A 17,568-nucleotide genomic window follows, 5' to 3' on the forward strand; every position below is an offset into this window, starting at 1 on the left:
CTCGACTTCTCCGCACCATCGGCCCCCGCGTCCAGCCCCAGTTCGAGGGTGTAGGTCGCACCGAGGCCAGCGCGTACGCTCAGTCCACCGCTCGCGAGATGCGGAAGGGGAACCTGGGGAGGAGCCGCCGTGGCGGGGCGATGAGGCCGTAGCCCTCTCGGCCCGCCGGGCGGTGCCCACGCCCCGTCGTCCGGCCGTCAACCCCCTCCGGGCCGCGGCCATCGCTTCCTACGATCGTGTCCAGGCGCCGCGTCGACGCACGGCCGGCGCCGCGGGAGGCGCGATGTCGCAGAACGTCCGGCGGTTCGACTGTCCGCCGCAGGCCGTGTTCGACGTGCTGGCCGACGGATGGCTCTACGCCGCCTGGGTCGTGGGCGCGAGCCGCATGCGCGCGGTCGACCCCGACTGGCCCGCCGCGGGCTCGCGCCTGCACCACTCGGTCGGCGCCTGGCCCCTCGTGCTCGACGACACGACCTCCAGCCGCGCGTGGGCACCGCCGGAACGCGCGGCCTTCCGCGCGCGAGGTTGGCCGATCGGCGAGGCCGACGTCGTGATCGAGGTGCGGGCGTCGGGTGGTGGATGCCTCGTCCGCATCACCGAGCGACCGGCGGAAGGCCCCGGCCGGTACGTGCCCGCGCTCATCCGCGAGCCGCTCATGCGCATCCGGAACCGCGAAACCCTCCGGCGGCTGTCGCATCTCGCCGAGGGGCGATGGCGGGTGCGGCCCCATGCCGTCGCGACGACCGGAGCCGGCGCGACGTGACCGGGGCGGGTGGCGCGCGGCGCGCCGATCCGACCGCCCGCGTCGCGGTGGTCGCGGGCGGCACCGCCGGGCTGGGCCTCGCCGTCGCACGTGGGCTCGCCGCCGACGGATGGCGCGTCGCCGTGCTCGCGCGCGACCAGGGCCGGCTCGGGTCGGTGGCCGACGAGCTCGAACGGGCCGCGGGTGGTCCGGCTCTGGGGGTTCGGGTCGACGTCGCCGACGGCGCCGCGGTCGACGCGGCCGCTGACGCCGTCGAGCGTGCGCTCGGGCCGATCGACCTCTGGGTGACCGGCCCGATGGTCGGCATCGCGGGCGAATTCCTCGACGTGGCATCCGACGACTTCGAACGCGTGACCGACGTCACGTACCACGGCACCGTCAACGGGGCGCGCGCGGCGCTCGCCCGCATGGTGCCGCGCGACCGCGGCCACGTGGTCGTGCTCGGTTCGGGCGTCGCGCATCACGGGGTGCCGCTCATGGCCGCCTACTCCGGCGCGAAGGCCGCGACGAGGGGCTTCGGCGAAGCAGTCGCGGCGGAGCTGCGCATGCGACGCAGCCGCGTCCGGCTCTCGATGCTCGACTTCCCCGCCATCGACACGCCGCAGTACCGGTGGATCGCCCGCGCCGGGCTTCCGCACGCGTCGCGACCCCTGCCCATCCCGTTCACGCCCGAGGCATGCGCGCGCGCCGTGCTCGCGGTCGTGCGCCGACCACGGCTCCGCACCTGGGTCGCTGAGCCGACGTCGATCATGGCGCTCGGCGGACGATTCTGGCCCGGCGGCCTCGACCGGTTCTTCGCGCGATTCGGCCGACGCCTGCAGCAGAGCCCGCGGCATGATGGGGACATGCTCCCCGACAACCTGTGGGAACCGACGCCCGGCGATGTGGGCACGCGCGGCGTCTACGGACGCGAAGCCGTGAGGTGGTCACCGCAGCTGTGGGCGGTCACGCATCGGCGCGCCGCCGGGGCGCTCGCGGCGGCCGGAATCGTCTGGGCGGCCGTCCGGATCGCCGACCGCGCCCGCCGGAGCCCCCGCCGATGACCCCCGATGCCGTCGTGGTCGGATCGGGGCCCAACGGGCTCGCGGCGGCGGTCACGCTCGCGCGCGCCGGACTCCGGGTGCAGGTCTTCGAGGCGGCACCCGAGCCGGGCGGCGGATCCCGCACGGCCGAGCTCACGCTGCCCGGCTTCCACCACGACGTCTGCTCGGCCGTGCACCCGATGGCGCTCGCGTCGCCGTTCTTCCGGGCCTTCGGCCTCGAGCGCCGCATCGACCTTCGCGTGCCCGAGCTCTCCTTCGGGCACCCGCTCGACGGGGGTCGTGCGGGCCTCGCCTGGCTCGACCTCGACCGGACCGTCGACGAGCTCGGCCGCGACGGGCGCGCGTACGCGCGGCTGATGCGTCCGCTCGTCGCGCACGACGACGAGGTGACCGAGTTCACGGGGTCGACCCTCGTGCGCGTGCCGCGACATCCGCTCGTCGCCGCACGCTTCGGACTGAAGGCCCTCGAGCAGGGCTCGCCGCTCTGGAACGCCCGGTTCCGCGACGACCTCGCGCCCGCCATGCTCACGGGCGTCGCCGCTCACACCATCCGGCCCATGCCGAGCCTCGCGACGGGGGGCGCCGGCCTGGTGCTCACGATGCACGCGCACGCGCGCGGCTGGCCCATCCCGGTCGGGGGCAGCGGCGCGATCATCGGCGCGATGATCGACGACCTCGTCGCGCACGGCGGCGAGGTGGTGACGGATGTCGCGATCGACGACCTTGCGGCGCTGCCCGCCGCTCGCGCCGTCGTGCTCGATGTGACCCCACGCGCGCTGGCGCGCATCGCCGGTCGCCGCCTGCCCGACCGCTACCGCGGGGCGCTCGAGCGCTTCCGGTACGGCAACGCCGCGGCCAAGGTCGACTTCGCGCTGTCCGGACCGGCGCCCTGGGCGAATGCGGCGCTCGCCGGAGCCGGCACGCTGCACCTCGGCGGCACGCGGGCTGAGATCGCGGCGGGGGAGCGAGAGGTCGCTCGGGGGCGCCATCCGAAGTCGCCGTACGTGCTCGTGTCGCAGCCGTCGATCGTCGACCCGACGCGCGCGCCCGAGGGCAAGCACACGCTCTGGACGTACACGCACGTTCCGGCCGGCTCGACCGTCGACCCGACCGAGGCCGTCGTGCGCCAGGTCGAGCGCTTCGCGCCAGGCTTCCGCGACCTGATCCTCGCGTCGTCGTCGCGGTCGGCGATGCAGATGCAGGACGACAACCGCAACTACATCGCCGGCGACATCGCCGCGGGCGCGGCCACGATGCTGCAGCTCGTCCGGCGGCCCGTGATCTCACCCGACCCGTGGCGCACGCCGCTCTCGGGCATCTACCTGGCTTCGTCGTCAACCCCGCCGGGTCCTGGCGTGCACGGCCTGGCCGGATGGCGTGCCGCGCGCAGCGCGCTGCGCCACACGTTCGGCCTCACCCGGCTGCCGAGCCTCGCGCCCTGACGCGGCCGAACTTCCGCCGGCGCGTTCGGCTCATGGTGCCCCCAGAGAGACTCGAACTCTCGACCCACGGATTAACTTGCTGCACTGAGTTTCCCCAGCCACCGCTGCGCGGCTTGCAGTCTGGACTATATCTTCACCTTCGGCCGAGCCGGTCAGGTGCGCCGCGTGTAGTCTCTGAGGTTCCCTTGCGGTTACCTGCTGATTGCCCAATCCCTCGGATTGTCACTGCCCACGGGCGAGTACCTCGGGCTCTCAGGGTGTCCCAGCATATAGCGGCGGTCATCCAACGCATTTCGGCGCTGGCGCTCCATCTGTTCTGTTGAAGTCCGTTGCTCTAACCAACTGAGCTATAGGGGCGTGACCACCCTAGCAGCCCGCTTCTGCGCCGCCGCGCCCGACGTTCGAACCACCGAAACAGCTCCTCCTCGCGGAGTGGAATTGTCGCCGGCAGGCCGTACGTTGGGCTCGATCGAACGGAGGCCGCGTGAAGACGTGTTCGACCTGCCGGCGCGTACTCGCATTATCGGAGTTCAACATGCGCGCGAGATCGCCGGACGGGCGCCAATCGGTGTGCCGTGCCTGCAACGCAGCTCGGGCGCGGCGCTACTACGCCGAGAACCTCGAGAAGCATCGCAAGGCGGTCGCATCCCAGGTGGCGAAGACGCGGGCTGCGCACCTCGAGCTGATCGGGGAGTACCTGCTCAGCCATCCTTGCGTCGACTGCGGGGAGGGCGACATCCGCGTGCTCGACTTCGACCATCGCCAAGGCGAAGACAAGTCGGCGGAAGTCATGAAGCTCGCGAAGGCGGCGTACTCGTGGCAGCGGGTGGCCGACGAGATCGCCAAGTGCGATGTCCGTTGCCGGAACTGCCACGCAATCGTCACGTACGAGCGTATGGGCGCCAACTGGCGCTCGGGCGTCTTTCTCCGTACTGCTTCGACAACGTGATCGTGGTTCCGCATCGTCGTGGGATTCGTCGGAACCATCGCGCTGGGTCGTGCCTGAACCCGTGTTCCGGAGTCCGCCGAGCGCGGAATCCGGCTTGGCTCGTTGGCCGGCGGGGTATCGTGGCCCGCGATGACCGCAGACTTCCACCGGCCCACGCGATTCCCTCCGACGATGTTCGAGGGGTTCCTGGGCGCCCAAGACCCGGCGCAGGTGAGCCGCGTCGCGCACGACACCGCCGCGGCGGTCCTCTCGCGCGTGCGCGCAGATCCCGACCCCGAGATCGTGGCGCGACTGGTGTCGTACACCGACGAGCACGGCATCGACGCGATCGCCGAGCTGTGGTCGCAGGCGTCGCCCAAGAGCCTGCCGGGCGCGCTCTGGCGGATCTACCTGCTGCGCACCATGATCCGCCAGGATGCCGCGGGCGTGAGCCTCGCCTTCCAGCGCGGTACCGAGGTATCCCGCACGATCGACCAGGTCGTCGCGGGCGCCCCCACGCCGGCCGGACCCGCCGAGGTTCGCGAGCTCGCCGACGTCATCCTGCGCGGCGTGTTCGCGGGCGACTTCGCCGCCGCCCTCGAGCGCGCGGCCGCGTTCTGCCGCGTCGCGTCGACGGGCTTCGCGAGCCTCGCCGACGATGCGGATGCGGCCGACGCGGCGCACCCCGATCGACCCGGCATGCTCACCCGCCGGGCGCTCCGGCTCTCCTCGCTCGGCGAGGAGCTCGCCGCCTGCGCGCGGCTCTGGCGCCACGAGAGCCTCGACTGACCCTGAGCCATCCGCCCGACACGCCCGGCCGACGAGCGCGTCTGGGCATCCGGTCGGAATCCACCGCCCGGGAATAGGTGCCCCGGGTGCCTCGTTTACACTTGTCGTGGCCGGTCGCAGTAACCCCGGGCTCCAAAATTCGCCGCTCCGAGCGGCCTCGCGCCGAGAGGCGTTCTGCGGCCGGCCATGATCATGTCCTCCGGCGACCACGCCGCGGCGTACCATCGGGGGCATGCCCGAGACGGTGTCATTCCTCGTCGATCCGCTGCCCAATGACGCGAGCGCCGAGTTCCTCGAGGCCTCGTTCCGCGAGATCGAGCCGGGATCCGGCGCGCTGGCCGTGAACGACTTCGCCCCGCATCGCGGCGACGGCGTCTTCGAGACGCTCGCGATCATCGACGGGCACGTCCAGGAGGTCGAGCCGCACCTCGGCCGCCTCGTGAACTCCGCGCGCCTGTGCGAGCTGCCCGAGCCGAACCTCGAGCAGTGGCGCCTCATCATCGCCCGCGCCGCAGAGCGAGTGCCGGCGACGGGCGAGTACGCCCTCAAGCTCGCGCTGAGCCGCGGCCTCGATCCGGGCCCGAAGCCGACCGGATGGGTCAACGTCACGCCGGGCGCCGACTTCCGCGCGGCGCGCGAGGACGGCATCCGCGTGATCACGCTCGATCGCGGCGTCGCCCGCGGCGCGGGGGAGCGAGCGCCGTGGCTCCTCCTCGGCGCGAAGACCCTGAGCTACGCCGCCAACATGGCCGCGATCCGCGAGGCGAAGCGACGCGGCGCCGACGACGCGGTGTACGTCTCATCCGATGGATTCGTACTCGAAGGCCCGACCTCGAGCGTGCTCGTTCGCATGGGCGACGTGGTCGTCACTCCGCCGCCCGCGGCCGGCATCCTCCACGGCACGACGCAGCGCAGCATCTTCGGCCACCTCGCCGAGCGCGGCGTCGACGCCGAGTATCGCGACATCACGGTCGACGAGCTGCTCGGGGCGGATGCCGCGTGGCTGGTGTCGAGCGTGCGCATGGCCGCGCCCATCGCCGCCGTCGACGGCACGCCGATGCCGGTCGACCGCCACGCCACCGCCGAGCTCAACGCCTACCTGCTGAGCCCGCGCGACTGAGACGCGAACGGCCCGGCCCCCGAGCGAGGACCGGGCCGCGACATCCGAAGCGCCGGATCAGCCGAAGCGACCCGACACGTAGTCCTCGGTCGCCTTCACCGACGGGTTCGAGAAGATCGTCGTCGTGTCGTCGTACTCGATGAGGTTGCCCGGCTTGCCGGTTCCGGCGATGTTGAAGAACGCCGTCTTGTCGGACACGCGCGAGGCCTGCTGCATGTTGTGCGTCACGATCACGATCGTGTACTCCTGCTTCAGCTCCTCGATGAGGTCCTCGATCGCGAGGGTCGAGATCGGGTCGAGGGCCGAGCACGGCTCGTCCATGAGGATGACCTCGGGCGAGACCGCGATGGCGCGGGCGATGCAGAGTCGCTGCTGCTGCCCGCCCGACAGACCCGAACCCGGGCGGTCGAGGCGGTCCTTGACCTCATTCCAGAGGTTCGCGCCCCGCAGCGACGACTCGACGAGGTCGTCGGCGTCGGACTTCGACATCCGGCGGTTGTTGAGCTTCACGCCCGCGAGCACGTTCTCCTTGATGGACATCGTGGGGAACGGGTTGGGCCGCTGGAAGACCATGCCGACCTGGCGACGCACGAGCACGGGATCGACCTCGGGGTCGTAGAGGTTGTTGCCGTCGATGAGGACCTCGCCCTCGACCCGAGCGCCCGGGATGACCTCGTGCATGCGGTTCAGCGTGCGGAGGAACGTGGACTTGCCGCAGCCCGACGGGCCGATGAGGGCTGTCACGCTGCGCGGCTCGATCTCGAGGGAGACCCCCTCGACCGCGAGGAACTTGGAGTAGTAGACGTTGAGGTCACGGACCTCGATGCGCTTGGACACGTCGTTTCCTAACTGGGGATGCCTGGAGGTCAGCGACCGTACTTGGGGGCGAAGAACCGCGCGACGAGGCGGGCGATGAGGTTCAGCGCCATGACGATGAGGATGAGCGTGAGGGCGGCCGCCCACGCGCGGTCGAGGTACGCCTCGGGCGGATTGCCCTGGTTGGCGTACTGCGTGTAGACGAACACCGGCAGCGACTGCATGCGTCCGTCGAAGAGGTTGTAGTTCACGCTCTGCGTGAAGCCCGCGGCGATGAGCAGCGGGGCCGTCTCGCCGATGACGCGCGCGATCGAGAGCATGATGCCGGTCGTGATGCCGGCGATGGAGGTCGGCAGCACGACCTTGACGATCGTGAGCCACTTGGGCACGCCGAGTGCGTACGCCGCCTCGCGCAGCTCGTTGGGCACGAGCCGCAGCATCTCCTCGCTCGACCGGACCACGACGGGGATCATGAGCACGGCGAGCGCGACCGCTCCGGCGATGCCCGTGCGCGTGCCCGGACCCCAGAAGATCGCGAACAGCGCGTAGGCGAACAGGCCCGCCACGATCGACGGGATGCCGGTCATGACGTCGACGAGGAAGGTGATGCCGCGAGCCAGTCGACCGCGCCCGTACTCGACCAGGTAGATCGAGGTCATGAGCCCGATCGGGATCGAGATGAGCGCGGCGGTGCCCGTCATGAGGAGCGTGCCGACGATCGCGTGCACGATGCCGCCGCCCTCGCCGGTGATGTTGCGCATCGAGTAGGTGAAGAACTCGGCGTCGAAGCGGGCGAGACCGAAGGTGAGGACGGTGATCGCCAGCGAGACCAGCGGGATCATCGCGAGGAGGAATGCGCCGGTGACGAGTGCCGTGACGAATCGATCGGTCGCCTTGCGCGGTCCTTCGACGATGCGCGACAGCAGCGTGATCGTGACGACGTAGACGAGCGCGGCCACGACGAGCGTGCCGACCCAGTTGAACTCGGCACCCGCGAAGGCGATCACGCCGAAGAGGCCGGCGGAGACCGCGAGGCTGGCCCCGAGCACGAACCACGGCGCGCCGTTGGGCAGCTTGCCGGCCGTGAGCGAGTTGCTCACGGGCGTCGCGGCGGGCGACCGGGTCTCGGGCGGGGTGACGGTGGTGGTCATCAGTTCGCTCCGGAGAACTCGGCACGGCGGGCGACGATCCAGCGGGCGATCGCGTTCACCGCGAAGGTGACGATGAAGAGGATGAGGCCCGTCGCGATCAGGACGTTCACGTTGAGGCCGTAGGCCTCGGGGAAGCTGAGGGCGATGTTGGCGGCGATGGTGGACGGGTTGACCGACGTGAGCAGCTGGAAGGTGACCGCGCCCGTGGCCGACAGGACCATGGCGACGGCCATCGTCTCACCGAGCGCGCGACCGAGGCCGAGCACCGCGGCCGAGATGATGCCGGGGCGACCGAACGGGAGGACCGCCATCCGGATCATCTCCCAGCGGGTCGCACCGAGCGCGAGGGCCGCCTCCTCGTGCAGCACCGGCGTCTGCAGGAAGACCTCGCGGCAGATCGCGGTGATGATCGGGATCACCATGACGGCGAGCACCATCGCCGCGGTGAGGATGGTGCGACCCGTGCCCGAGACCGGGCCCGAGAAGAGCGGGAACCAGCCCATGTTGTCGACGAGCCACGAGTAGAGCGGCTGCACCGCCGGAGCCAGGACGCCGATGCCCCAGAGGCCGAACACGACCGAGGGCACGGCGGCGAGCAGGTCGACGATGTAGCCGAGCACCGATGCGAGCCGTCGTGGCGCGTAGTGGGAGATGAAGAGGGCGATGCCGATGGAGATCGGCACCGCGAAGAGGAGTGCGAGTGCTGCCGCCCAGATGGTCCCGAAGACGAGCGGCCCGACGTACGACCAGAAGTCGGCCTCGAGGAGCGACGCCTCCTCGCGCGAGGCGAAGATCGCGGGGATGCTCTGGACGATGAGGAACGTCGCGACGGCGGCGAGCGTGACGAGGATCATCGAGCCGGCGAAGACCGCCGACCTGGAGAAGACGCGGTCGCCGGGGCGCTGCTTGGCCCGGATCGGCGCTGCTGCGGTGGTCATCTGGGTGATCCTCCGATTGCGAAGCTGGGGACATGCCCGTGCCCGACCCCGGCTTCCTGCTCGGAACGCTCGGGGTCGGGCACGAACCTACTACTTGATCGAGTCGATCGCCGCGGTGATCTGCTCGCGGAGCGAGTCGGAGATCGGGGCGGAGCCGGCGGCCTCGGCTGCGGCGTCCTGGCCCTCGGCGCTCGCGACGTACGAGAAGTACGACTTCACGATCTCGACGTTGCCGTCCTCGGCGTACTCCTGGCAGCCGATGAGGTAGCTGACGAGCACCACCGGGTAGACGCCGGCCTCCTGGGTCGCGTGGTCGACCTCGATCGCGAGGTCGCCCGCGTCGCGGCCCTCCGCCAGCGGCGAGGCGTCGACGACCGCGGCCGCGGCCTCGGGCGAGTACTCGACGAACTCGTCGCCGACCTTGACCGCGACGGTGCCGAGGTCGCCGGCGCGCGACGCGTCGGCGTAGCCGATGGTGCCGGTGCCGTTGGTGACCGCGTCGACGACGCCCGAGGTGCCCTGGGCGGCCTCGCCGCCCTCGAACGGCCACACGCCGTCGGCCTCGTAGGTCCACACGTCACCCGCGGCGGCGACGAGGTAGTCGGTGAAGTTCTCGGTCGTGCCCGAGTCGTCGGAGCGGTGCACCGGCGTGATGGCCAGGTCGGGCAGTTCGACGTCCTCGTTGGTGGCGGCGATGGCCGGGTCGTTCCAGTTCGTGATCTGGCCCGCGAAGATGCCCGCGATGGTCGCCGGGTCGAGGTTGAGCGTGTCGATGCCCTCGAGGTTGAAGATGACCGCGATCGGCGAGATGTAGACGGGGAGCTCGACGATGCCGGTGTCGGGAGCGCACTTGGCGAAGCCGCCCGCGGCCAGCTCCTCGTCGTTGAACGCACGGTCGGAGCCGGCGAAGTCGCTCGCACCCTCGAGGAAGGTGTCGCGGCCCGCACCCGAGCCCGACGGGTCGTAGTCGATGGTCACGTCGGGGTTGGCCGTCTGGAACGCGGCGATCCACGCCTGCTGGGCTGCGTCCTGCGACGACGCGCCGGCGCCGACCAGGTTGCCCGAGAGCGTCGACTCCGAGCCGGTGTCTCCGGCGGCGGAGCCGCCTTCGTTCGCTGCGCAGGAGCTGAGCGCGAGTGCCGCGGTCATGGCGATGACGGCGGGCGCGCCGAAACGCTTGAGGTTCACGTGATTCCCTTCCGGGTTCTGGATGCAGGGGAGGGCCGGTGCCGACCCGCCTGCGACGCTAATCAGCGTGCGTGACGAGCGTCCCCCACGGCGGTGAACGGAAGGTGAACGGGCGACGACGTGCGGGCGGCGGCGGGCTGCGCGTCGGCTGTGCGTCAAACCCGCGGTTCGTGCGTCTCGATCGCGATGATCCCCGACGAGGGATTGCTCGACGAGAGGTGCACCACGCTGAAGCCGCCGACCTCGAGCTCGGCGGCGTCTGAGACGTACGAGCCGAGCGGCGTTCCGGTCGCGAGCGCGATCTCGCGCATGATCTCGGGGAGCACGGGCCCGTGGCTGCAGACCACGGCGGTCTTGCCGACGCGCACCCGCTTGCCGATCACCCGCCGCACCTCGTCGTTGCCGGCCTCCCACGCGTCCTGGCTGATCCCGTCGTCGCGCTTGACCGACAAGGTGGATGCCGCGGCGAGCGGTGCCACGGTCGTGACGCACCGCACCGCAGGGCTCGACACGAGCTTCCGCGGCGCCCAGGCCCGCAGCATGCCCACGAGCGCGGCTGCCTGCTTCACCCCGCGCTCGGTGAGCGGACGCGACGCGTCGGTCCCCTTCCACGCCCCGCGCGGCTGCGCCTTGCCGTGCCGGAGCACGATGACGCCAAACGTGTCGGTCACGCCCTGCTCGACGAGCGCGGCGAAGTTGTCGAGGATCTCGCGGTCGGGCTCGTAGCTGAGGTAGCTGCGCGCGCGCTTGATGGTGATCCATTCGAGCGCCGCGATCTCGGCGTTGGGCCGGAAGGTCGAGCGCTGCACCGCCTTCTCGGTGACGTGCGCGGCCCAGTAGTGCACGATCTTCTCGCGCCCGCTCGGCATCGCGTAGCGCGAGACGCCGAGCGGCACGCCGAGGGCGACGCGCAGGCCGGTCTCCTCGCCGATCTCGCGCACCGCCGTTTCGGGGAGGGTCTCGCCGGGGTCGACCTTGCCCTTCGGGATCGTGACGTCGCCGTACACGGTCCGGTGCACCACGAGGACATGGATCCGACCGCCGATGACACGCCAGCACACCGCACCGGCCGCATACACGGCGGTGGCGACCTGGCTCATCGGCGCTTGGCCGTTCGCGTGCTGCGGTGCGCGGTGCGCTGGATGCGCGCCACTTGCAGGTCGTCGAGCGGCCGGCCGGAGTCATCCGTCGAATGCCGGGTCCAGACGCCGTCGCCCTCGAGGTGCCAGGAACTCGTGTGCTCGCTCATCGCGCCGTCGAACAGCGCGCCGATCTCGGTGATGTGGTCGGGATCGACGAGCCGCACGAGCGCCTCGACGCGCCGGTCGAGGTTGCGGTGCATCATGTCGGCCGATCCGATGTAGACGACGGGGTCGCCGTCGTTGTGGAACGTGAAGATGCGCGAGTGCTCGAGGTAGCGCCCGAGGATGGAGCGGACCCGGATGTTCTCGCTGAGACCCGGGATGCCGGGCCGCAGGCTGCAGATGCCCCGCACCCAGATCTCGACGGGCACGCCGGCGTTCGACGCGCGGTACAGCCCGTCGATGATGGCCTCGTCGACCATGGAGTTGACCTTGATCCGGATGCCGCTGGGCCGGCCCGCCTCGGCGTTGCGCGTCTCCTGCGCGATGAGCTTGAGCAGCCCCTTGCGGAGGTGGAGCGGGGCGACGAGCAGCCGCTTGAACTTCTTCTCGATCGCGTAGCCCGACAGTTCGTTGAACAGCCGCGTGAGGTCCTTGCCGACCTGGTCGTCGGCGGTGAGGAGCCCGAGGTCCTCGTAGATCCGGCTGGTCTTCGGGTTGTAGTTGCCCGTGCCGATGTGGCTGTAGTGCCGGAGGCCGCCCTTCTCCTGGCGGATCACGAGCGCGAGCTTGCAGTGCGTCTTGAGCCCGACGAGTCCGTAGACGACGTGCACGCCGGCCTTCTCGAGCTTGCGCGCCCAGGTGATGTTCGCGGCCTCGTCGAAGCGGGCCTTGATCTCGACGAGGGCGAGCACCTGCTTGCCCGACTCGGCGGCGTCGATGAGCGCCTCGACGATCGGGCTGTCGCCCGACGTGCGGTAGAGCGTCTGCTTGATGGCGAGCACGTCGGGGTCGGTCGCGGCCTGCTCGAGGAAGGCCTGCACGCTGGTGGCGAACGACTCGTACGGATGGTGCAGCAGGACGTCCTTGCGCGAGACGGCCGAGAACACGTCGGCCGGCCGGTTCGGCTCGGACGGCATGAGCTGCGCGTTGGTCGCGGGGACGTGCGTGGGGTAGTGCAGGTCGGGCCGATCGATCCGCGCGAGGTCGAACAGTCCGCCGAGGTCGAGCGGCGACGGGAGCCGGTACACCTCTTGCTCGGTGACGTCGAGCTCGCGCACGAGCAGGCCGAGGGTCACCTCGTCCATGTCGTCGGAGATCTCGAGTCGGATCGGCGGGCCGAACCGTCGGCGCAGCAGCTCCTTCTCGAGCGCCTTGATGAGGTTCTCGGTCTCGTCCTCCTCGATCTCGACGTCCTCGTTGCGCGTGACGCGGAAGACGTGGTGGTCGAGGATCTCCATGCCGGGGAAGAGGTCGCCGAGGTGATTCGCGATGAGTTCCTCGAGCGCGATGTACCGTGCGTTCTCGACCGACTCGCCGAGGTCGACCCGGACGAATCGATGCAGCATCTGGGGCACCTTGACGCGCGCGAACTCCTGCCGGCCGGTGCGGCTGTTGCGCACCCGGACCGAGAGGTTGAGCGAGAGCCCTGAGATGTAGGGGAATGGATGTGCCGGATCGACCGCGAGCGGCATGAGTACCGGGAAGATCTGCGCGCTGAAGAACTCGTGCAGGTGCTGGCGCTCGGGCTCGTCGAGGTCGTCCCACGAGATGACGTGGATGCCCGCGTCGGCGAGGGCGGGCTTGACGAGCTCCTGGTACGCGAGCGCGTGCCGCAGCTGCAGTTCGTGCGCCTTGCGCGAGATGTCGCTCAGCACCTCGTGCGGCGTGCGACCCACGTTGGTCGGCACCGCGAGGCCCGTGTTGATGCGGCGCTTCAGCCCGGCGACGCGCACCATGAAGAACTCGTCGAGGTTCGAGGCGAAGATGGCGAGGAAGTTGGCCCGTTCGAGCACGGGCAGCCTCGGGTCCTCGGCGAGTTCGAGTACGCGCTGGTTGAACGCGAGCCAGCTGAGCTCGCGGTCGAGGTAGCGCTCGGCGAGCAGCTCGGGCGCGCCGTCGATGTCGAGCGGCTCGAAGTCGTCGTCGAAGTCGCTGGCAGTGCGGTCTTCGTCGAGCGTGCTCTCCGTCGTCATCCCCACATCATGCCACCGGGCTGCGACGGCGGGGTGAAGCGGATGTCACCGGGCGGTGACGTTCGCGTCGCGCTCGTCCTCCTCGTGGACGTTGAAGCGGTAGCCCACGTTGCGGACGGTGCCGATGAGGCTGTCGAGGTCGCCGAGTTTCGCACGCAGGCGTCGCACGTGCACGTCGACGGTGCGAGTGCCGCCGAAGTAGTCGTATCCCCAGACCTCGCTGAGCAGCTGCTCGCGCGTGAACACCCGGGACGGATGCGCCGCGAGGAAGCGCAGCAGCTCGAACTCCTTGTACGTGAGGTCGAGCGTGCGTCCGTGCACCTTCGCCGAGTAGCTCGCCTCGTCGATGATGACGCCCGAGGTCTGGATGCGCTCGGCCGGCTGGCTCGCCTGCGCCCGGCCGATGGCGAGCCTGATCCGCGCGTCGATCTCGGCGGGGCCCGCGTGCTCGAGCACCACGTCGTCGATGCCCCAGTCGGGCGTGACGGCCGTGAGGCCGCCCTCGGTGACGACGAGCAGGAGCGGTACCGAGAGCCCGGTGGTGCGGAGGATCTGCGAGAGCGCCTTGGCTCCGGCGAGGTTGGTGCGCGCGTCGAGGAAGACGAGGTCGGCCTCGGGCGCGCGGACCAACTGGTCGGGCGACGCGGGGATCACGCGCACCCGATGGGTGAGGAGAGACAGGGCCGGGAGAACGTCATCGTTGGCTGCCGGCGTCAGGATCAGCAGCTGCGCCACGAGCACCCTCCAGTAGTAAGGTGCGGTCAATACTACGGGACGACGAACGGCGTGCTCGGGCGCGGCGTCGCAGAGGGGAACGGTCCGGTGCAGGCGGAGGCGGAAGGGCGCGCGACGGGATTCGGGCGTTGGGCGATCCCGGGGGTCTGGCTCATCGCCGCACTCGGTTCCGTCGGGGTCGTGGTGTCGGCCTACGCGGGCCGGCGCGAATGGTTCGGCGACGACGGCGACTACGCCTCGGTCGCCGCGCTCAGCCTCGTGTTCGCGGCATCCGTCGTCGCCGCCCTCGCGCTGCAGCTCGCCTCTCGGCGGCCGCACGGCTTCGTCGGGCGGGTGAGTGCATCGGTCACCGGCGCCGCGATCGTCGTCGCCGTCGGGGCCCTCGCGCTGCTGCCGGCCGTCGCCTGAGCACCGGGTAGACTCGCACCATGTCCTCGCTGCTCGCGCTCGAACTCTTCTACATCGGCCTGCTCGGTCTCGCGAGCCTTGCGATCGCCTGGATCAGCGGCGTCGTGGTCTACAAGCTCTTCAAGGGGCAGCGCTAGCCCGTGATCGAACTGCCGGTCGACCTCCCCGCGGAGCTCGTTCCGCTCTCCTGGCTCATCGGGGTCTGGGAGGGTTCCGGCGTGATCGACTACAAGATCGGCGACGACTCGGTCACGCACGAGTTCGGCCAGCGCGTGAGCTTCAGCCACGACGGACTCCCGTACCTGAACTACACGTCGTCGACGTGGTTGTTCCCCGCCGACGAGGGTGACGAACCGACGGCCCTCGCGGCCGAGACGGGGTACTGGCGCCTGGCCCGTCCGCTCGGGCAGGGCGACCCCGGTCCGGGACTCCTGCCCTCGCAGGGCTCCACGCGGTATCCCGACGCCGAGTCGGTCGAGACGCTGCGCAACGATGCGGGCGGCTTCGACCTCGAGGTCGGCATCGTGCACCCGGGCGGGGTGAGTGAGCTGTACCTCGGCCAGGTGAAGGGCCCGCGCATCGACCTCGTGACCGACGCTGTCATGCGCGCGGCCGGCGCAAAGGAGTACGCCGCGGCCACCCGGTTGTACGGCCTGGTCGAGAACCACCTGCTCTGGGCGTGGGACATCGCCGCGCTCGGGCAGGATCTCCGCACGCACGCCTCCGCGCGGCTCGCGAAGGTCGACTGATGAGCGGCTCGCCGTTCCTCGTGCTTCCCGGCGCGGTGCCCGCCGAGGGCCTCGATGCCGGCGTGGCCGCGCACTACGGCAACCCCATGGTCGAGCAGCGCCGCCTCGAGCAGGGGCGTGCGGTGGTCGACCTCTCGCATCGCGGTGTCCTGACCGTCACCGGCCCCGATCGGCTCACCTGGCTGAACTCGATGGCGAGCCAGCGGCTCGACCGACTCGCACCCGGCGAGAGCGCCGAGGCGCTGTTCCTGGATGCCGCGGGCCACGTCGAGCACGCGGTCCACGCGGTCGATGACGGCGAGCGCACCTGGCTCGTCGTCGAGGGATCCGAGGCACCCTCGCTCGCCTCGTGGCTCGATCGGATGCGCTTCATGCTGCGCGTCGAGGTCGCCGACGTGACCGGCCAGTACGCGGTGGTCGCCGCCATGCCCGAGGGCGACGGGTTCCCGATCGACCTCCCCGAGGGCGCCATCCGCTGGACCGACCCATGGCGGCTCGAGCTGTCCAACGGGCACCGGTACTCGCACGACCCGAACCATCCCGGCGCGTTCTGGCGCTCCGTCGAGGCGATCGTGCCCCGTGCGCGGCTCGCCGAGCTCGCCGAGGCCGTGCGCTCGGGTCGGGCCGAACCCGCCGGCGTGCTCGCCCTCGAGGCGCTCCGCGTCGCCGCGTGGCGACCGCGCTTCGCGACCGAGGTCGACGAGAAGACGCTGCCGCACGAGCTCGACTGGCTGCGCAGCGCCGTCGACCTGCACAAGGGCTGCTACCGGGGTCAGGAGACCGTCGCGAAGGTCGTGAACCTCGGCCGGCCGCCGCGGCGGCTCGTGCTGCTCCACCTCGACGGCAGCGACACCGTGCTGCCGAAGCCGGGCGACACGGTCGTGGGTGTGAAGGTCCGGCCCGAGCCGGCACCCGGCGAGGAGCCCGAACGCCGCGCGGTCGGCCACGTGACCAGCGCGGCGCTGCACCACGAGCTCGGACCCATCGCGCTCGCCGTCGTGAAGCGCAGCGTTCCGCCCGGTCTCGAGCTCATCGTCGAGAGCCACGGCATCGACGTCGCCGCGGCGCAGGTCGAGATCGTCCCCGCCGACGCGGGGGCGGCGGTGGAGGTGCCGCGGCTGCCGCGGCTCGGCGTCCGTCCGTGACGACCGCGCCCGGGCAGCCGACGCGGTTCGCCGCGGGCCTGCACCGGGTGCGCGACTCGCTGCCCGCCATCCTGCAGATCACGGTCACCGCGGTCGCCGCCTACGCCTTCTCGGACTACGTCCTCGGGCACGACCAGCCGCTCATCTCGGCCCTCGTCGCGATCACGGCGCTCGGCTTCGTGCGGGACGCGCGGCCGGTGCGCGTCCTCGAGACCGCGATCGCGATGACCCTCGGCATCGTGCTGGCCGAGGTGCTGCTGCTCACCGTCGGCCCCGGGCTCCTGCCCTTCGCCGTCGCGCTCGCGATCACGCTCGCGGTCGCGCGCTTCCTCTCCCCGAACGCCGCGTTCGCGATCGCGGCCGCGGTCCAGTGCTCGCTCGTGATGCTCGTGCCGGCACCGCCGGGCGGGCCGTTCGTGCGGACGATCGACGGGCTCGTCGGGGGTGCGTTCGCACTGCTCGCGACCGCCGTCATCCCGCGCGACCCGCGCCGCGCCGCCGCGCGAGACGGCCGCCGGCTGCTCGGCGAGCACGTCGCGGTGCTGCACGAGCTCGCGAGCGCCCTGCGATCCGGGCAGGCCGACGCCGCGGGGCGGGCGCTCTCGCGGGCGCGGTCGACGCAGCCGCTCGTCGAGGCGTGGACGGCGAGCGTCGACTCCGGGCTCGCCATCGCACGGGTCTCGCCGATCGTCCGGCGCACCCGCTTCGACCTCGAGCGCCAGCGCACGATGCTCGCGGGACTCGACCTTGCGACCCGGAACCTGCGCTTCATCGCACGTCGCATCGAGTGGACCCTGCGCGACGGGCGCCAGCGCCCCGAGGTCGCCGACGTGGTCGGTCGCATCGCCGTCGCGGTCGGGGTGCTCGAGGAATCGCTCCGCGACGTGGCGCAGGGACCGGTCGCGCAGGCAGGGCTCTCCGAGATCGCACGACACCTCGAGCCGGCGACCATCCTGCCCGACGGGCCGCCCGGCGACCGTCGCACGGTCGGCGGACTTCGCCCGTACCTCGTCGACCTGCTCACGGCGACGGGGGTCGCGCTCGACGATGCCCGAGCGCTGCTGCCCGGCGACTGA

General features: G+C 71.2%; 17 protein-coding genes. 10 read left to right on the forward strand and 7 right to left on the reverse strand.

Features of this window, described 5'->3' with window-relative positions; all coding sequences use genetic code 11:
- Window positions 1-283 precede the first annotated feature (283 nt).
- The 6 genes from BLT99_RS01645 (at window position 284) to BLT99_RS01670 (ending at window position 6,085) form a co-directional block, all read left to right on the forward strand.
- Complete coding sequence (locus BLT99_RS01645) at window positions 284-763, forward strand: SRPBCC family protein (RefSeq protein ID WP_092675430.1); 480 nt, start codon at window positions 284-286, stop codon at window positions 761-763.
- The gene (locus tag BLT99_RS01650) at window positions 760-1,806 is read left to right on the forward strand and encodes an SDR family oxidoreductase (RefSeq protein ID WP_197675518.1); all 1,047 of its coding nucleotides are present in this window, start codon (window positions 760-762) and stop codon (window positions 1,804-1,806) included. Before BLT99_RS01645 ends, BLT99_RS01650 begins: the two co-directional genes overlap by 4 nt.
- Window positions 1,803-3,248 carry a phytoene desaturase family protein gene (locus BLT99_RS01655; RefSeq protein ID WP_092668726.1) on the forward strand — a complete coding sequence of 482 codons (1,446 nt, stop codon included), beginning with the start codon at window positions 1,803-1,805 and terminating at the stop codon, window positions 3,246-3,248. The genes BLT99_RS01650 and BLT99_RS01655 overlap by 4 nt, the downstream gene beginning before the upstream one ends.
- 535 nt (window positions 3,249-3,783) lie before the next feature.
- Complete coding sequence (locus BLT99_RS01660) at window positions 3,784-4,197, forward strand: hypothetical protein (RefSeq protein WP_092668728.1); 414 nt, start codon at window positions 3,784-3,786, stop codon at window positions 4,195-4,197.
- 129 nt (window positions 4,198-4,326) lie between these two features.
- Window positions 4,327-4,965 (forward strand): DNA-directed RNA polymerase subunit beta, encoded by a 639-nt coding sequence (locus BLT99_RS01665; protein ID WP_092668730.1) that lies wholly within the window; start codon window positions 4,327-4,329, stop codon window positions 4,963-4,965.
- Between the two features lie 232 nt (window positions 4,966-5,197).
- On the forward strand, window positions 5,198-6,085 hold the full coding sequence (locus BLT99_RS01670) for an aminodeoxychorismate lyase (RefSeq protein ID WP_092668732.1): 888 nt from the start codon (window positions 5,198-5,200) through the stop codon (window positions 6,083-6,085).
- A gap of 57 nt (window positions 6,086-6,142) precedes the next feature.
- Here the strand turns inward: BLT99_RS01670 and pstB are convergent, their stop codons facing one another.
- The 7 genes from pstB to BLT99_RS01705 all read right to left on the reverse strand — a co-directional run bounded on the left by pstB (window position 6,143) and on the right by BLT99_RS01705 (window position 14,190).
- Entirely contained in the window at window positions 6,143-6,922 is a 780-nt protein-coding gene (gene pstB, locus BLT99_RS01675) for a phosphate ABC transporter ATP-binding protein PstB (RefSeq protein WP_092668734.1), read from the reverse strand.
- 29 nt (window positions 6,923-6,951) lie between these two features.
- On the reverse strand, window positions 6,952-8,052 hold the full coding sequence (gene pstA, locus BLT99_RS01680) for a phosphate ABC transporter permease PstA (protein WP_092668736.1): 1,101 nt from the start codon (window positions 8,050-8,052) through the stop codon (window positions 6,952-6,954).
- Entirely contained in the window at window positions 8,052-8,990 is a 939-nt protein-coding gene (pstC, locus tag BLT99_RS01685) for a phosphate ABC transporter permease subunit PstC (protein ID WP_092668738.1), read from the reverse strand. Before pstC ends, pstA begins: the two co-directional genes overlap by 1 nt.
- 90 nt (window positions 8,991-9,080) lie before the next feature.
- Complete coding sequence (locus BLT99_RS01690) at window positions 9,081-10,178, reverse strand: phosphate ABC transporter substrate-binding protein PstS (RefSeq protein WP_371874247.1); 1,098 nt, start codon at window positions 10,176-10,178, stop codon at window positions 9,081-9,083.
- Window positions 10,179-10,333: 155 nt separating this feature from the next.
- Window positions 10,334-11,278, reverse strand: coding sequence for an NUDIX hydrolase (locus BLT99_RS01695; protein ID WP_092668740.1), 945 nt, complete (start codon window positions 11,276-11,278; stop codon window positions 10,334-10,336).
- On the reverse strand, window positions 11,275-13,455 hold the full coding sequence (locus BLT99_RS01700) for an RNA degradosome polyphosphate kinase (RefSeq protein WP_092668742.1): 2,181 nt from the start codon (window positions 13,453-13,455) through the stop codon (window positions 11,275-11,277). Before BLT99_RS01700 ends, BLT99_RS01695 begins: the two co-directional genes overlap by 4 nt.
- A gap of 45 nt (window positions 13,456-13,500) precedes the next feature.
- On the reverse strand, window positions 13,501-14,190 hold the full coding sequence (locus BLT99_RS01705) for a winged helix-turn-helix transcriptional regulator (protein WP_092675436.1): 690 nt from the start codon (window positions 14,188-14,190) through the stop codon (window positions 13,501-13,503).
- A gap of 87 nt (window positions 14,191-14,277) precedes the next feature.
- On the opposite strand from BLT99_RS01705, the gene BLT99_RS01710 reads away from it, so the two are divergent.
- From BLT99_RS01710 to BLT99_RS01725, 4 genes are all read left to right on the forward strand, one after another.
- A complete protein-coding gene (locus BLT99_RS01710) occupies window positions 14,278-14,598 on the forward strand; it encodes a hypothetical protein (RefSeq protein ID WP_133988582.1) in 321 nt (106 codons plus the stop codon).
- A 140-nt stretch (window positions 14,599-14,738) separates the two neighbouring features.
- Window positions 14,739-15,347: a nitrobindin family protein gene (locus tag BLT99_RS01715; protein WP_092668746.1), complete on the forward strand. Its 609-nt coding sequence runs from the start codon at window positions 14,739-14,741 to the stop codon at window positions 15,345-15,347.
- The gene (ygfZ, locus tag BLT99_RS01720; RefSeq protein WP_092668748.1) at window positions 15,347-16,492 is read left to right on the forward strand and encodes a CAF17-like 4Fe-4S cluster assembly/insertion protein YgfZ; all 1,146 of its coding nucleotides are present in this window, start codon (window positions 15,347-15,349) and stop codon (window positions 16,490-16,492) included. The genes BLT99_RS01715 and ygfZ overlap by 1 nt, the downstream gene beginning before the upstream one ends.
- A complete protein-coding gene (locus tag BLT99_RS01725) occupies window positions 16,489-17,568 on the forward strand; it encodes an FUSC family protein (protein ID WP_092668750.1) in 1,080 nt (359 codons plus the stop codon). Before ygfZ ends, BLT99_RS01725 begins: the two co-directional genes overlap by 4 nt.

Source organism: Agromyces flavus (assembly GCF_900104685.1).
Classification (GTDB): domain Bacteria; phylum Actinomycetota; class Actinomycetes; order Actinomycetales; family Microbacteriaceae; genus Agromyces; species Agromyces flavus.

Coding starts and splice junctions, on each gene's coding strand:
- pstC (WP_092668738.1), bottom strand. CDS start 8,990: ATGACCACCGCAGCAGCGCCGATCCGGGCCAAGCAGCGCCCCGGCGAC.
- BLT99_RS01700 (WP_092668742.1), bottom strand. CDS start 13,455: ATGACGACGGAGAGCACGCTCGACGAAGACCGCACTGCCAGCGACTTC.
- BLT99_RS01665 (WP_092668730.1), top strand. CDS start 4,327: ATGACCGCAGACTTCCACCGGCCCACGCGATTCCCTCCGACGATGTTC.
- BLT99_RS01670 (WP_092668732.1), top strand. CDS start 5,198: ATGCCCGAGACGGTGTCATTCCTCGTCGATCCGCTGCCCAATGACGCG.
- BLT99_RS01695 (WP_092668740.1), bottom strand. CDS start 11,278: ATGAGCCAGGTCGCCACCGCCGTGTATGCGGCCGGTGCGGTGTGCTGG.
- pstA (WP_092668736.1), bottom strand. CDS start 8,052: ATGACCACCACCGTCACCCCGCCCGAGACCCGGTCGCCCGCCGCGACG.
- BLT99_RS01655 (WP_092668726.1), top strand. CDS start 1,803: ATGACCCCCGATGCCGTCGTGGTCGGATCGGGGCCCAACGGGCTCGCG.
- ygfZ (WP_092668748.1), top strand. CDS start 15,347: ATGAGCGGCTCGCCGTTCCTCGTGCTTCCCGGCGCGGTGCCCGCCGAG.
- BLT99_RS01645 (WP_092675430.1), top strand. CDS start 284: ATGTCGCAGAACGTCCGGCGGTTCGACTGTCCGCCGCAGGCCGTGTTC.
- BLT99_RS01660 (WP_092668728.1), top strand. CDS start 3,784: ATGCGCGCGAGATCGCCGGACGGGCGCCAATCGGTGTGCCGTGCCTGC.